General features: G+C 68.7%; 14 protein-coding genes and 1 tRNA gene. 6 read left to right on the forward strand and 9 right to left on the reverse strand.

Annotation, left to right across the window (positions count from 1 at the left end):
• The first annotated feature begins 9 nt into the window (after positions 1-9).
• The gene (locus tag ACZ592_RS10025) at positions 10-1482 is read left to right on the forward strand and encodes an FG-GAP-like repeat-containing protein (RefSeq protein WP_471581036.1); all 1473 of its coding nucleotides are present in this window, start codon (positions 10-12) and stop codon (positions 1480-1482) included.
• Between the two features lie 221 nt (positions 1483-1703).
• Positions 1704-2696 (forward strand): Yip1 family protein, encoded by a 993-nt coding sequence (locus tag ACZ592_RS10030; protein ID WP_471581037.1) that lies wholly within the window; start codon positions 1704-1706, stop codon positions 2694-2696.
• Positions 2697-2837: 141 nt separating this feature from the next.
• On the opposite strand, the gene ACZ592_RS10035 is transcribed toward ACZ592_RS10030, so the two are convergent.
• Entirely contained in the window at positions 2838-3335 is a 498-nt protein-coding gene (locus tag ACZ592_RS10035; RefSeq protein WP_471581038.1) for a phosphoribosyltransferase, read from the reverse strand.
• An 8-nt stretch (positions 3336-3343) separates the two neighbouring features.
• Entirely contained in the window at positions 3344-3919 is a 576-nt protein-coding gene (dcd, locus tag ACZ592_RS10040; RefSeq protein ID WP_471581039.1) for a dCTP deaminase, read from the reverse strand.
• A 637-nt stretch (positions 3920-4556) separates the two neighbouring features.
• Between dcd and ACZ592_RS10045 the strand changes: the two genes are divergently transcribed.
• Positions 4557-4630, forward strand: a tRNA-Gly gene (locus tag ACZ592_RS10045).
• A gap of 255 nt (positions 4631-4885) precedes the next feature.
• On the opposite strand, the gene ACZ592_RS10050 is transcribed toward ACZ592_RS10045, so the two are convergent.
• Positions 4886-5443: a hypothetical protein gene (locus tag ACZ592_RS10050; protein ID WP_471581040.1), complete on the reverse strand. Its 558-nt coding sequence runs from the start codon at positions 5441-5443 to the stop codon at positions 4886-4888.
• Positions 5444-5479: 36 nt separating this feature from the next.
• Positions 5480-6658, reverse strand: coding sequence for a helix-turn-helix domain-containing protein (locus ACZ592_RS10055; protein ID WP_471581041.1), 1179 nt, complete (start codon positions 6656-6658; stop codon positions 5480-5482).
• A gap of 132 nt (positions 6659-6790) precedes the next feature.
• On the opposite strand from ACZ592_RS10055, the gene ACZ592_RS10060 reads away from it, so the two are divergent.
• The gene (locus ACZ592_RS10060; RefSeq protein ID WP_471581042.1) at positions 6791-7381 is read left to right on the forward strand and encodes a flavoprotein; all 591 of its coding nucleotides are present in this window, start codon (positions 6791-6793) and stop codon (positions 7379-7381) included.
• 562 nt (positions 7382-7943) lie between these two features.
• On the opposite strand, the gene ACZ592_RS10065 is transcribed toward ACZ592_RS10060, so the two are convergent.
• Positions 7944-8426 (reverse strand): hypothetical protein, encoded by a 483-nt coding sequence (locus ACZ592_RS10065; protein WP_471581043.1) that lies wholly within the window; start codon positions 8424-8426, stop codon positions 7944-7946.
• A gap of 920 nt (positions 8427-9346) precedes the next feature.
• Here ACZ592_RS10065 and ACZ592_RS10070 point away from each other — a divergent pair.
• Entirely contained in the window at positions 9347-9652 is a 306-nt protein-coding gene (locus ACZ592_RS10070) for a hypothetical protein (protein WP_471581044.1), read from the forward strand.
• An 894-nt stretch (positions 9653-10546) separates the two neighbouring features.
• The gene (locus tag ACZ592_RS10075) at positions 10547-11407 is read left to right on the forward strand and encodes a hypothetical protein (protein ID WP_471581045.1); all 861 of its coding nucleotides are present in this window, start codon (positions 10547-10549) and stop codon (positions 11405-11407) included.
• Here the strand turns inward: ACZ592_RS10075 and ACZ592_RS10080 are convergent.
• The 4 genes from ACZ592_RS10080 to ACZ592_RS10095 all read right to left on the reverse strand — a co-directional run bounded on the left by ACZ592_RS10080 (position 11395) and on the right by ACZ592_RS10095 (position 14414).
• Positions 11395-12252, reverse strand: coding sequence for an aldo/keto reductase (locus ACZ592_RS10080; protein WP_471581046.1), 858 nt, complete (start codon positions 12250-12252; stop codon positions 11395-11397). The two genes, ACZ592_RS10075 and ACZ592_RS10080, sit on opposite strands and share 13 nt — an antisense overlap.
• The gene (locus ACZ592_RS10085) at positions 12186-13382 is read right to left on the reverse strand and encodes a JmjC domain-containing protein (RefSeq protein WP_471581047.1); all 1197 of its coding nucleotides are present in this window, start codon (positions 13380-13382) and stop codon (positions 12186-12188) included. Before ACZ592_RS10085 ends, ACZ592_RS10080 begins: the two co-directional genes overlap by 67 nt.
• 85 nt (positions 13383-13467) lie before the next feature.
• Positions 13468-13635 (reverse strand): hypothetical protein, encoded by a 168-nt coding sequence (locus ACZ592_RS10090; RefSeq protein WP_382800963.1) that lies wholly within the window; start codon positions 13633-13635, stop codon positions 13468-13470.
• A gap of 485 nt (positions 13636-14120) precedes the next feature.
• Positions 14121-14414, reverse strand: coding sequence for a hypothetical protein (locus ACZ592_RS10095; RefSeq protein WP_471581048.1), 294 nt, complete (start codon positions 14412-14414; stop codon positions 14121-14123).
• Positions 14415-14536 lie beyond the last annotated feature (122 nt).

Consider the following 14536-nt stretch of genomic DNA (forward strand, 5'->3'; position numbering starts at 1 on the left):
GGAGCTCCCGTGCACACACGCACCCTCGCCCTCGCCGCCGCCACCGTCCTGACCGCCACCGGCCTCGCCCTCCCCCTCGCCACCGGCACCGCGGCCGCCGCGGCACCGCCCCCGGCGGCGCAGGTGAAGAGCGACTTCGACGGCGACGGGTACGCGGACCTCGCCGTCGGCGTGCCCGGCGCCACCGTCGACGGCAAGGCGAAGGCCGGGTACGTGAGCGTCGTCTTCGGTGGGGAGGACGGCCCGAGCCCGCACGACGTACGGCGCATCACCCAGGCCACCGTCGAGGTCCCCGGCACCCCGGAGGCCGGTGACCGCTTCGGCGGCGCGCTCACCACCGCGTACATCGACGACGACGAGTTCGCCGACCTCGTCATCGGCGCCCCCGGCGAGGACATCGACGCCAGGACGGACGCGGGTTCCGTCACCGTGCTGTACGGCACCGGCGACGGCTTCGCCCTGGCCAACACCGCGGCCCGCGGCGCGAAGTCCGGCGACGCGTACGGAAACGCCCTGGCAGCCGCCGACTTCACCGGCGACACCGACGTCGACCTCGCGATCGGCGGCAAGGACCAGGTCGTCTTCAACGGCAACCCGTTCACCGCCGACACCCGGCCCCTCATGGGCCGGCCGATGGGCGGCCGCGCCCCCGTCATGACGACCGGCGACTACGACTCCGACGGCCACCCCGAGCTCGCCGTCGCCTACTACAAGCAGAGCCTCGGCTACACCCAGTCCCACGTCCAGCTCTACCGCTACGACAGGGACAACGAGTTCGAGGGCGACTTCGGCCTGACCTGGAGCAGCGACAACAGCGCCGCGAACGCGCTCGCCACCGGCGACTTCAACGGCGACGGCCACGACGACCTCGCCCTCGGCAACTGCCGCGAGATCGCCGACGAGAACATCGACGACCCCTGCGGGCCCGAGGAGATCGCCAAGGGCGGCGGCATCCACATCCACTACGGGGACGGCGGCGGTCTCGTGTGGCAGGGCCAGACCCTCAACCAGGACACCCCGGGGGTCCCGGGCGTCGCCGAAAAGGGTGACGACTTCGGCAACGCCCTCGCCGTCGCGGACATCGACGGCGACGGCAAGGACGACCTGATCGCGGGCGCCCCCGGCGAAGCCATCGGCAGCGCCGCCCGCGCGGGCGCCGTCACCGTCCTCAAGGGCGGAGCGAAGGGCATCCTCAAGGCGGACGGCTCGGCGACCGGCGCGGTCGCGTACCAGCAGGACTCGCCGAACATCCCGGGTGCCGCCGAGGCGGGCGACACGTTCGGCGCGGCCCTGGACACCGCCGACCACAACGGCGACGGCCGCCCGGACCTCTCGGCCGCCGCACCCGGCGAGAACGCGTCGGCGGGCGGCGTCTGGAACCTCCCCTCCGTCACGGCGGGCGGCACGGTCCTCACCCCGAACTCCCTGGGCCTGCCCGCCTCTTCGGTCCCGCTCGCATACGGAGCGGTGCTCGCCCGCTGACGCGCACCCGTACTCCGCGCACGCCCCGCACGCCCCCGCCGCACCCCACTCCGCCCCGCATATCCCCCGCCCCGCGGGTGCCCCCGGCCCTCCCGCGACCACCCGCCGACCTGTGGCAAACCCTTCAGGGTCCCCCTAGGGGTTGTCACAGGTCGGCAGCAAAGCCCTTCTCCTCCCGAGGAGGGACGACCCCACCCCCGAAGACCAGGTACGTTCGATTCGTGGCTGGATTCAGGATCGGACGCGGCCGGGACAACCGCGCCCCGCAACCGCAACAACAACCGCGGCAGCAGCCGTACGGACAGCAGGCCCCGCAGGGCCGCCCGTACGGCTACCCACCCGCGCCGTCGAACCCGCAGCAGCAGTACGGCGGGGGCGGCCCGCAGTACGGCGGCGGTGCCCCGCACGGCGGGCAGCAGCACGGCGGGCACCCGCAGGGCGGCCGGCAGTACGGCGGTGGCGGTCAGCAGTGGCCGCAGGCCGGCGGCGGTCAGCACGGCGAGCCCGAGTACTTCGGCGGCCCCGACGGACACGGTCAGGGGCAGGGCCAGGGCGGCTACGACCCGTACGCGGCCAACAACCCCGGCAGCACCCAGGCCTTCTCCATCGGCGAGGACCCCTACACCCAGGGCGACACCTACCGCGCCGGCCAGGCGAGCGCCCCGCCCGTGGGCCCCCGCCTGCACTGGAAGGACCTGCTGCGCGGCATCGTGCTGCGCCCCGCCCCCACCTTCCTGCAGATGCGGGACTACGCGATGTGGGGCCCCGCCCTCGTCGTCACGTTCCTCTACGGCGCGCTCGCGATCTTCGGATTCGACGAGGCCCGCGACGACGCGATCAACGCGACGCTGTCGTCGGCGGTCCCCTACGTCCTCACCACCGGCGTCGCGATCACCATCAGCGCCTTCATCCTGGGCGTGGTCACGCACACCCTCGCCCGCCAGCTCGGCGGCGACGGCGCGTGGCAGCCGACGGTCGGCCTCTCCATGCTGATCATGTCGATGACGGACGCGCCGCGCGTGATCGTCGCGATGTTCCTGGGCGGCGGCAACGCCTTCGTCCAGCTGCTCGGCTGGGCGACCTGGATCGCGGCGGGCACGCTGCTCACGCTGATGGTCAGCAGGTCCCACGACCTGCCGTGGCCGAAGGCGCTGGGGGCGTCGGCGATCCAGCTGCTGGCGATCCTGTCGATCATCAAGCTGGGCACGTTCTAGCGCTCTGACGTCCTGACGCTCTGACGACCTGACGTACCGGCACGAGAAGGGCCCCGGCGAGACTGCGAACCAGTCTCGCCGGGGCCCTTCTCTACGTCCGTCCTCCGTCCGGTAACGACCGTCCGGGTACCCGATCCGCGCTCAGGCGTCGAGGACCTGCCCCGCCCGCTTCACGACCGGCGGCTCGACGCTCCACGGGAAGTTGATCCACTCGTCCGTGCGCTTCCACACGTACTCGCACTTCACGAGGGAGTGCGACTTCTCATAGATCACGGCGGACCGCACCTCGGCCACGTGGCTGAGGCAGAAGTCGTGCACGAGCTTCAACGTCTTCCCGGTGTCGGCGACATCGTCGGCGATGAGCACCTTCTTGTCGGTGAAGTCGATGACGTTGGGGACGGGCGCGAGCATGACGGGCATCTCCAGGGTCGTGCCGACCCCGGTGTAGAACTCCACGTTCACGAGGTGGATGTTCTTGCAGTCGAGCGCGTACGCGAGCCCGCCCGCGACGAAGACGCCACCGCGGGCGATGGAGATGATCACGTCGGGCCGGTACCCGTCGTCGGCGATCGTCTGCGCGAGCTCTCGCACAGCGCCGCCGAACTTCTCGTACGTAAGGTTCTCGCGCACGTCACTCATGCTGGATGTCACACCTGGGTCCGATGGAAATTGAGGAAGGAACGGGAGGCGGTGGGCCCGCGCTGTCCCTGGTAACGCGACCCGTACCGCTCCGACCCGTAGGGCTCCTCGGCGGACGAGGTGAGCCGGAACAGACACAGCTGCCCGATCTTCATGCCCGGCCAGAGCTTGATCGGCAGCGTCGCGAGGTTCGAGAGCTCCAGGGTCACGTGCCCCGAGAAGCCGGGGTCGATGAACCCGGCGGTGGAGTGCGTGACGAGCCCGAGGCGCCCGAGGCTCGACTTCCCCTCCAGCCGGCTCGCGAGGTCGTCGGGCAGGCTGACGACCTCGTACGTCGACGCGAGCACGAACTCACCCGGGTGCAGGATGAACGGCTCGTCGCCCTCGGGCTCCACGAGCCGCGTCAGGTCGGCCTGCTCGCAGGAGGGGTCGATGTGTGGGTAGCGGTGATTCTCGAACACCCGGAAGTAGCGGTCCAGCCGCACGTCGATGCTCGAGGGCTGCACCATGGATTCGTCGTACGGGTCGATCCGTACGCGTCCGGAGTCGATCTCGGCCCGGATGTCCTTGTCTGAGAGAAGCACGCACCGAGGATACGCAGAGCGCGCGGGCCCTCCCCAATCGGACAGGTTCCCGCGCGCCCGGATGCCCCGTGCTCGCTCCCGCTTCCGCTTCGACTCCGGCTTCCGCTTCCGCTCCGGTTCCGCTTCGGTGCCGCTCCGGCTTCCGCTTCGACTCCGGCTTCCGCGTCTCGCCCTACCGCCGCTGCAAGGTCACCGGCACGGCGTGCCGGAGCCGGGCACAGCGCGGACAGCGGATGAGCCGGCCAGGACCGAGGCGGTCCGCCTGCTGCATCGGGAACGAAGCGGTGCTGAACACGTGCCCTTCGGCACATCGGACGACGGTGCGCTCCATCAAGTCTTCGAGTCCCTTCCCCAAGTCGTGGGTGAGCTGTCGTAGGTGAGCTCGTACGCGCCCGTACGCGCACGTACCCACACGTTCCTCGCTCGTCTCCGAGCCGACGACGAAAGCCCACATTACGGTACGAAAGGGACGCCTCTCCAGGCGGCACGACCACAATCCACGGTACGCCCCAACTCCCTCCCCCCGCACCGGCCATCCACCTCCCGGACAGCGCGAAGGCCCCGAGGCGAGAGCGCCTGGGGCCCGGGATGAGGTAGAGTGTGCGACGTTACGACCCCGCTTCATGCGGCGTCTTTCGCGGGTGTAGTTTAGTGGTAGAACATCAGCTTCCCAAGCTGAGAGTGCGAGTTCGATTCTCGTCACCCGCTCCACAGTTCTCAGCAGTTGAGGCCCAGGTCAGAGACCTGGGCCTTTGTGTTGTGCGCGTGGTCGGCGCTCAGGGCCTTCGGCTCGTGCCGGCTCCGTGGCACGAGCCGGGTCGTGTGGCATCGCGTCCGCGAGTCGGGCGGCGCGAAGTGCCCGTCTAATGCGTGTGGCCGGCTCGCAGTCCCGCTCCGCCTGGCAGGTTCCGCACTCGTACAGGTGCGAGATCAGGAGTTGATACGTGGCCCATCCCGCGACCGGGATCATGACGCCCCCGCGGCCGACCGTGCGAGGCCCAGGCCGACCAGTGCGGCTACGGACGGGAGGGCGCACAGGTCGCCGGGCTGATGCGGGAGGCTCACCCAATGAGGCCCGGGCGGAGCGGTGCGGTGGACGGCCGGGATGCCCAGATAGGTGCCCGGACCCAGGAACGCGGCTTCGTCGTCGTACGGCCACGTCAGTCGGTCGGCGCCGTTGACCAGCGCGTAGTACTGGCCGCCGGAGACATTGCGGAACAGGGGGCCGCTCAGCATCGCCGCGAGCGAGACGTCCACGGGCGACGGTGAATCCGTGCCGAGGGCCGCGTGCACGAGGGAGCCCGGGAGCCGCACCGCGCAGAAGCGCGGGCCGCACGGGAGCAGTGCGACGCCCCGTTCCGCCCACTCGCGCCGGGCCTGAGCCGGGCCCGGCCGAGCGCGCGCGAGCCAGTCGGAGATCGCTCCGTCTGTCTGGTGGAGGTGGAGATGGAGGTTCACGGGTCTTCCCCTGCCTTCAGCACCGATCAGGTCCACGACCAGGATGGCGACGGGCAAGGGGGTCAACTGTCACTCCGCGGTGACACCCGACGTCACGTGCGCTCAATGACCGAGCCAGGCGGAGAGGTGTCCCAGGGCATCAGGGGTACGACGCTGCTGGCGCACCAGTCCTTCGACGGTCGCACGGGCACCGGGGTGGTACCGCGTCTGCTGCGGAGCCAACTCGCGGGCCTTCGCGAGAGAGGCGAGGGCCGCTTCGTTGCGGCCCGTCTCCATCTCCGAGCGCCCCCGGTCGATCCACACGTGGGCGCGGCGCGACGCGGGCCACGACGGAGGCAGCTCGATCTCCTCGGCCTTCGCCACGGCTTCTCCGTGCCGCCCCATCTCGGTGAGCGCGGAGAGCTCGTGCGCGACGCAGTTCGTCGGGCCGAACGACAGCCAGTGGACGTGTCCCATTTCCCCAACCCTCCCGGCTATCTCCTTCGCCTCGCCCAGGTGGGTCCGCACGATGCCTTCGTCACGAGCACGCGCGGCGATGACGGCCGCGCCCAGGTGCAACTGCCCGGCCACAGCGAGGCTCTCGGGAGTCTCGTCGGCCTGGGAAAGCAGCTGGTGACCGGCGTTCACCAGGCGCAGCCCGATGGTGTGCTCGCCCTCGCGGTGGTAGACGAGCCCTCGCATGTACTGGCGTACGGCGGAGAGGACGGGGTCGGAGGCGCGCTGCGCGGCCCAGTCCATACGGTCCAGAGCGATGGTGGACAGGTCGTAGAAGCCGAGCTTGATGGTGACGTCGTGAGCGGTGCGGTAGGCGGAACCGAGCGCCGCCCACAGGTCGGTCGAAGGCATGCGGTGCGCGGCCGTGGTCAGTTCGGCGATCAGCCGGGGCAGGGAACGGGCGGCTGCGTGGAGGTGTGTGGCCCGCACCTGCCGACAGAGGGCGGCGGCAGCCTCCACCAGGTGAGGTGTCTCCCTCACGGCTGTCTCGGGGTCGGCGCCGAGGTCGTACAGGTCGAGCGACTCGCGAATGGGCCTGATCAGCTCGGCGAGGCGGTCCTGCTGGAGCTCGGTCATGTACGGCTGCCCGGTCAGCGCCGCGACATCGATCCGCAGCGCCCGCGCGCAGGCCGCGATGAAGTCCGGGCTCGCCGCCTTGTGCCCGCTCTCCACCTGGTGCAGGAGGCTGTACGAGTAGCCGGCCTTCATGGCCAGGCCCCGCTGTGTGTACCCGGCGAGCTTCCGCTGGTGAGAGATGCGGGCGCCGGGGTGGTTGTCTCCGGGCATGGCTGGGGCTCCGCTCCTGGGGCGACATCTGGAACGGTACCCACGGGGAGCTCCGCCGACCGGGTTCCTTCACTGATCCGCCTGATCCGGGGGGAGTTGCGTGCGGTTCGGCCCCGGGGTGGGATGAAGGACATGACCTCGAGTTCACGGAACGCGCCGAGTGCGCGGACGACACGAACCCTGTACCTGTTCGCGTCGGCGGCTCCGCCGGCCTTCGACGTCGCGGACGTCGCCGAAAAGGCGCGGCTCGATGGTTGGGACGTGTGCCTGGGCCTCACGCCCACCGCGGCGCGCTGGCTCGACGCCGAACTCGACGGGCTGGAAGCGCTGACCGGGCATCCGGTCCGCAGCGAGTACAAGCTGCCCGGCGAACCCGACGTCTGGCCACCGGCGGACGCACTCCTCTTCGCCCCGGCGACGTTCAATTCCCTCAACTCCTGGGCGCTGGGCCTCACATCGACATTCGTCGTGGGCGTCGCCGCCGAGGCCATCGGCAAGGGCATCCCCACGGTGACGGTGCCGTGCGTGAACGCCGCGTACGCCCGACACCGCCAACTCGACCGCAGCGTGGCGGAACTGCGCGAGCAGGCAGTGACGGTGCTGTACGGGGAGGACGGTTTCACGCCCAACCCCGCGGGGTCGGGGGCGCCGAAGGAGTACCCGTGGGATGTCGCGCTGGCGACGGTGGCGCGGGTCGCCGCGGGCGGGGGTGCTGGACGGTAGCGGGACGCTGTCGCCCACGTGGAGGCCTGGGCGCGCGCCATCGTCCGGAACCCACAGCCAAGCCCGAGCCTGCAGCACTCGGAGTGCGTTACAACTTTCTCTACCGGTTCAAGGGCCCGCGCACAGCGCGGGCTGGCCCCTTGGGCCGGGCCCTCACGCCTTCGGCGCAGGGCCCGGCCCAGTGGCCGCAAGCAAGTATCGGCCCGACGGTAGAGCCCTTGATGAACAAGGCCCCGGTCAAGGACATGCCTCCGGCGGGGGCGCGGCCGGCTCCGGGATGGACAGGGCGCCGCTCGCGCGTGCCGGCCGAATGGGGCGTGCGTGGGGAGCTCCCATCCCGTCTGCCATCGACCCAGGCAGAGCCGAGCAGACGCGGCCCATGGCGTCCAGGTCGTTCGTACAGTGGCGCGCTCCACCTGGACGCCATGAACCACGCCCGCTCCACGGTGTGTGGGTCGACGGCAGACGGGATGGGAGCTGAGGTGAGTGGTGGGTAACGGATAGTGGGAAAGCTCGGCGCGTAGGAGGGAAGCACGAGCCAGCCTTCAAAGACTCAAGCGAACTAAGACCACCGCTTGATGATCTTCGCTGGACTTTCCGGGGCCGCCCACACCTGGATACGAAGCTTCTCAGTGGTCTCGATGCTCTTGCTGGAGTCGACGTCGGCCTGAGCTGCCCGAGCCAAGTTGCTCTGGGACACGCGGACGCGGTTCCAGCCTGCCGGGACGTCAAATGTAGCCGCCTCGGGCGCGTAGTCCGTGCAGCCCAGAACCATCAGGCGCCCCAACGACACATCGAGGCTGGCCTCAACAACGTGATCGAATGCAGAGCTGTCGTCCCTAGGCTCCTCGGGCAGAACGACAACGGTGACGGACACGTTGACATTGACCACCGTGCCGATGCCCAGCGCATCCGGTGCAACCGCGAGGTGATCGGCAACGGCCTGGTCCGTCCACGCGTCGCTCAGGTCGCCGTCCGAATCCGCATCGGATACGTGTATCTGGAAGTAGTCGGCGAAGAGGGTGAGCTCTGTCGTTGTCGTCATGACGGCACAGTGCCATGCAGCACTGACTGCCCGTGCCCCCTCCGTGCCCGATAGACCGGGAACTCACGGGGAACCACGGTCACCAACGGGCAGCGAGCGCGACGAAGGCCCCCGACCAATGTTCCTGGTCAGAGGCCTTCAACCTGCGCGGTGGGTGTGGGATTTGAACCCACGGTGGCTCGCACCACGACGGTTTTCAAGATCGATCTATTGGGTGATCTTCGTTGATTTTCGGCCATGTTATTGAGCTGCCGCCGCCGCTAACTACAGCTAACTACGCCTAACTAAGGCTAACTAAGGCTCAGAAACTGAGCCCTTGATCTGCGTGGATGAAAGAAGTGCTAGCGGTCTCAGATCTCCCCTGAAGTGCTGTGCAGCCAGATTTGGCGTGGCTCATAAGTACATTGCGTCGCAATGTACAAGAGCGTCGTTGGGTGCCCGATTGCGTGGCCTGTTGGTGTCGCAGCAGAGCACCTCATCCGTCGAGGCGCGGCACCATATCCGGAAACATCAAAGGCCCATCACAAGCTCCGACCTGGAAGAAAGGGCTCTGTGATGGGCCATGAACCCGGAGGTTCAGTCATGAGTGTGCCCCTTCCGCCCAGGGACCTGTCAATCCGCTATCGGCAACCTTGGATCATCGTGATCATCTTCGTTCTCATGATCTGGAGCCCAGTCGCCGAAACAGTCCGTTCGTACGTGGACGCAGCAGCCTTCGTAGCGCTCGCCTCTGCCGGATGCCATACAGCAGCGAAGTACAGCAACCGCAGTAAGCGGGAGCGACCCTCCGCGGCTCTCTAAGGCTCAGTCGCGACCGGGGCAACGTCTCTGACCTCGCTGCATAGAGCTACGGATCAGAAGGTCATAGGGCAGATGCACCGACACGCTACTGTGCCGGTGCTCGCTCTTGAGGGGGACTGATGACCGATCGATCTTGGCAACTCTTGCAGGCGAACAACCTGCTCGGAACTCTCACGCTCGACGAGATCGACCAGCCGTGGTTTCGCTGCCACTTCACCGGGACGTCGGCCTGGGAAGGCGTTCGCCCCATCCTTGAGGAGTGGACCCACTCAATAGAGGCAGAGCAGCCTGACCCTCCAAGGGTCGAGCGAGCCATGGGAGCGGTGGATGCTCTAGGGCTGTCATTGGTGCCTGCCGACGGCAGCGAATCGATCGACGACTTCCTCATCCACGTAAGGGGCACTCAGGCCAGCTTCCGCTACTAGTTGCTCGTATGGCTCGGCTGAGACCAACAGTTGATCGTGCCAGACGCGTGCCAGGTTGGGCGGGGAACCACGGGGAATCGCGGACATCCAGGAGACACCCGTCAGGCCCTCGCAGGCCGTTACCCCGCAGGTCCGATGGACAGCTGGCCCTGGATCACCCGAGCTTCCCAAGCTGAGAGTGCGAGTTCGACTCTCGTCACCCGCTCTTGATTTCAGCCCCAGGTCATCGGCCTGGGGCTTGTTCGTTGTCTGGACCTGCCGGGGGCGACGTGCCCTCTGCGTACCTTGAGCCGCACCACCTGCCAGACCAGAAGGGCGACACAGTCGCCGGTGGCGCGCACGCCGACGGGCCGGCTCGAATCACGAGACGCGCTTCAATGTGGCCTGGGACACTCGTGGCCTCTGCGGAGTGAAACCGCGAGTGCGAAGCGGGGGTTGAGCAGCAGCTTGGCGTCATCGGCGAAGCACGCGCGCGGCCACGGTGCGCGGTAGCGCCACCACCGCTCAAGCACCGGGTCGATTTGCGAGCACTCGACCCAGGGTGGATCGTCAGGCCGTGCGTCTTCTGGTCCCGCTCTTGGCGGGAGCGGTGCGCCTCCGCCAAGACCACGAGAGGCAGGACAGCGATGGGCACGCCTCGGGGGGCGATGGATGCCTGTTCCTCGGCCCACCACTCAGCCTCGCCCTGGGCGCCGTGACGGTGGGGGAGCAGGTAGGTGACGACCTCGTGGTGCGCTTCGCGGTTCCACGGGGCTTGAGTCTCACCTTCTGCCACCCCAGCCGTCAGCCGAATGCCCCAGTCGTGGCGCCATCAGGCCGCGCCCGACGATGTGCCGAGTTGTCTGAACCACTTTGACCGAGATCGGCATGGGCTCCGGTGCTACGGTCGCCCGCATGACGCCCTCGGCACCCTCGGCGCGCGCCGTTGACTTGCGAGTTGAACCGGTCGACAACGTTCTCGATCACGTAGAGCGATCCCTTCAAGTCGAGTTGGACCGGGACACGGTGGTACGCAAACGCCGTTCGGTCGGGGCGCGGACGGACCGGCGGACGTGGATCCGTATTGAAAGGCGCGGGCTCGACAAGATCGGCGTGCAGGGCTGGAACGGCACCGAGTGCGCCGCGCGTCTGAAAGGCATTGCGCAGCCCACCTGGCAGGGATGTGTGGTCTGGGGGGATGCGGACGAGCCCGTGATGTGGCGAGCCGACGAGACCGAGCTCTTGCCGAGCGCGCCCATCGGCAACGCGATCCTCAGCGAGGACCCGGATCTGGAGGACGCATGGTGGCAGGCGTTCAACAGCTCCCTGGACACGCTTGCCACCCAGGACACGAGGCGCGTCGCCACCCCCGACACCACCACTATCACGCAGGCTCTCGTCACCGAGGCGGTCCGCAGCGTCTCCCCCAGCGACGGCTTCGATACGACCGTCGAGCGGTGGGTGCCAGCCCACGCGGACCTGAACTGGGCCAATATGACGGCGCCGACGTTCTCCCTCTTCGACTGGGAGGACTGGGGCAACGCGCCACAGGGCCTGGATTCCGCCTCGCTGTGGGGGAGCTCTCTTGCCGTCCCCGCTCTGGCCGATCGCGTACGGCACGAACGGCGCCACGACTTCGAGAGCCGGGACGGCAAGCTGATGACGCTCTTCGCGTGCTCGAAGATCCTCGGACCGGACGCGCACCCGCAGGACCCCCGGCTGGAGCCCGCGCGCCGCATGGCAGAGCAGATCATCGCGGAGCTTCAGGCGGGCTGACCACACGATCGGGCACGGATGAGGTCTCGGTACTCGCGGACGGCACGCTCATCAACCTGGCTGGTCAGGGCGCACATCAGTTGGCCCAGGTGAGCGCGCTCGTCCGTGCCCACGGCCATGGTGCTGACCTGCGGAAGGCAGTACGCCGCTCGAAAGGCCGCCTGCTCGCGGGACAGCTGGCCGTCGCCCTTGAGGAAGACACCCGGGTTGATCCTGTCCCACACCGGGGCGCGGGTACTGCCCCCGAAGGGGCTCATCCCCCAGATCCTGTCGCTGCCGAGACCCCATGCCGCGGCGACCGCATCCGCAGCATCGAGAGTCCTGGTCCCGACCAGCAAGCCGGCGCGCACCATGAGGACCGACGGCTGCGGCAGGGCCATGTCGACCAGGTCCACCAGTGGCGCCGGGTCCCAGGACGCGACACCCCAGGCACCGCACAGTCCCTTCGTCGCTGCGATGTCGAGCGCGGCGCACGCCTGGGCGAGTGCGTATCGGTTGTGGGACGCGGTGCCTTCGAGAGAGTGTTCCGGATTGTGCAGGAAGACCAGGTCCGGCTCTCGCCCAAGATCCTTGACCGCCTGCTCCACGGCTCCCTGCAACCGCGACGGGTCGAGGGAGTGCTCCACCCTGTCCGGCCCTGGGAGATAACCCACCTTGGTGGAGAGCCTGAACTTCGGCAGCAGATCTCCAGCCACCCGCGCGAGAACCTCGTGCGACCGAAAGCCGAGGTAGTTGGAGCTGGTGTCGAGCGCGGTGACGCCGAGGTCCAGCGCGCCGGTCAGGAGACGGCGTTCGTGACGAGACCGATGTAACCCGAGGACAACTCGGGGGTCAGCGTCGCGCATATCTCCTCCTTCACCAAGATCTCGGCGGCCTCCACCACCTCGGCACCCACCACGGCAGCCGCCTCGTCGAGCGGGACCGGCCTGCCGCTCAGCAGCAGGCGCAGGGCGGGCAGGGCCTTGGCCGCGAGGGTGAGCTTCTTGCCCGAGACCAGGACGTCGACGGTGTCGCCGTTCTCCTGGATCTGGGGGCGGAAGCGTGTGGTGCACACCGCGGTCTCCAGCGGCCCGAGGATGTCCAGGTAGGGCACATGACGGGGCAGGGTCGTCTGCTGCTCGTAGGCCGCCAGGAAGTCAGCGGGCGCACGTTCGCCGATCAGTTGGACGGCGGCCTCGGCCAGGGCTTGGCTGCTGGCGCCGGGGCCGCGGTCCAGGTCCTGCCGGAAGACCTCTCGCTCTCGGCACCAGTCGGCCAGCCATCCCATCCAACTCGTCCCCGTGCGCTGGGTGATCCCGAACGTCACATGGAGGCTCTTGCCCGAGCCGCTGCCGGTGCGGGTGGCCTGGTGCCAGTGACCCCGGGGAATGTGCATGATGTCGCCGGTCCGCATGACGCCGGACCACACGATCTCCTCGCTCGGGGTGGTGTTGGGGTCGGCGTCCCGGTAGAGGGGAACCGCGCGGGAGGTCCCGCGTACCTCCCACTCCTTCTCGCCCGCGAGCTGAACGATCACCACATCGTGGTCATCCCAGTGCAGCGGGAAGCCGGCGGCGTCGTTCGTCGTCAGGTAGGCGTTGACCTGCACTCGCTCGTGGGACCACCACTGCAGCGCCCGGCAGGCGACCTCCATGGTCGGGTCGAAGACGTTGAGCTGGTCGAGGATGAGCGTGGCGCCTTCCCCCAACAGCCCTCCCAGGCTCCGCATGTTGACCGTGGGGATGCTCTGGCCACGAGGGCTAACGACGTCGGTGTAGTAGATGGCCGGGTGGACTTCCACGCCCTTCTGGAAGCACCGGAACTGCGGACGGTTCAGGCTCCTGCGCATCGCGATGTCGAGCAGGCGGTTCGGGGTCAGGATGCGGGCGGCGAGGGCGGGGGCATCCATGTTTCCCCGCGCGAATCCCTTGCCGAGTCCGCCGGGGCCATCCCACCCGAGCGCCCCCTCTATGGCATTGATCAACTGGTGTTCCATTGCTGCCTCCTCATGAGTTCGACCATGTGGTGCAGGTGCGGCGGGGGCGAGCGAAAAGCGCCGTACTCGCCCCTGCCGCCTGGTGCTATGCGACGTCGGTCAAGTTGCCGTCACCGCCGGGCCACGGGGCGTCTCCGGAACTCCCCTGGTTGTCGGACCGGAGGCTGTCGTACCGGTCGTGGACAGCGGTCAGCTCTTCCACCGCCACCAGAAGGCCGCTCCGGGTAGGGGGCGGTGCTGTGGTCTCTGCCATCTCGTGCTCCTTCCTGTTCGATTCCCTCGCCAGGGCTCCGACGAGAGTTCAAGAGCCGCCCTCCACGTCCGTGGGAGATATGGATGCCGTGGGGGCGGCAGTCAGGGGGCAGCCTGAAGCCGGGTGCGGCGTGTCATGCACAGTCAGTTGCCGACAACTCCGTTCCGGGCCGGGTCGATCTGGACGTCTCGGTGTGGCGCTGTTCCGGCAGCCGCCAGGACCAAGGGATGGGTCACAGGTCCGGACTCACGCCGTGAACGGAATCGAAGAACCCGCGGGCAACGGCGGCCCGCCGGTTGGGCGGAAGAGGCTCCGGGATTCCGATCGCCGCCTAGGAAGTCGTACGCCCTCAACGGCCTTGTCCAGTCCCACCCCCGACGGGGGATCGAGCCGCCGTACTGGGTGGCCGCGCAGGAGCGGTGCCTTCTCACAGGATCCGGTGCGACCGGCCTTGGGGGCGGCGGCGCCCGGCCGCAGAGCGAGTTCTAGAGGGGGCCTTCTCGCTCCCTGCGCGCCTTGATCAGGGCACGATGCAGCCCGTCAGCAGGGTTCAGCGAGCGGGGCCTGGCCGGCAGCCGGTACCAGTGCAATCCCGGACCGGCGATGCGGTCCGCCTGCGGGACCACCACGTGACAGGTCACCCCCAGCGCAACGGTCCCCGGCTCCTCCCACCGCGCCGCGGTGCCGACCGACATCAGGAAGTACATCCGTGGCTCCCGGCCACCACTGTCGAGAATGACCGGCCCAACAGGCAGTTCCTGCTCCTCGATGAGCGCCACGGCCCGGCGCCCTACGCACTCAGGCGCGCGGACGGCATCCCACCACGTACCGGCGGGGCACAACTCCGGCTCGCTGCCGATGGGCATCCACCTCGGCAGCCGCGCGGACGGAATCGCATCGG

This window comes from Streptomyces sp. NPDC040622, assembly GCF_055593965.1.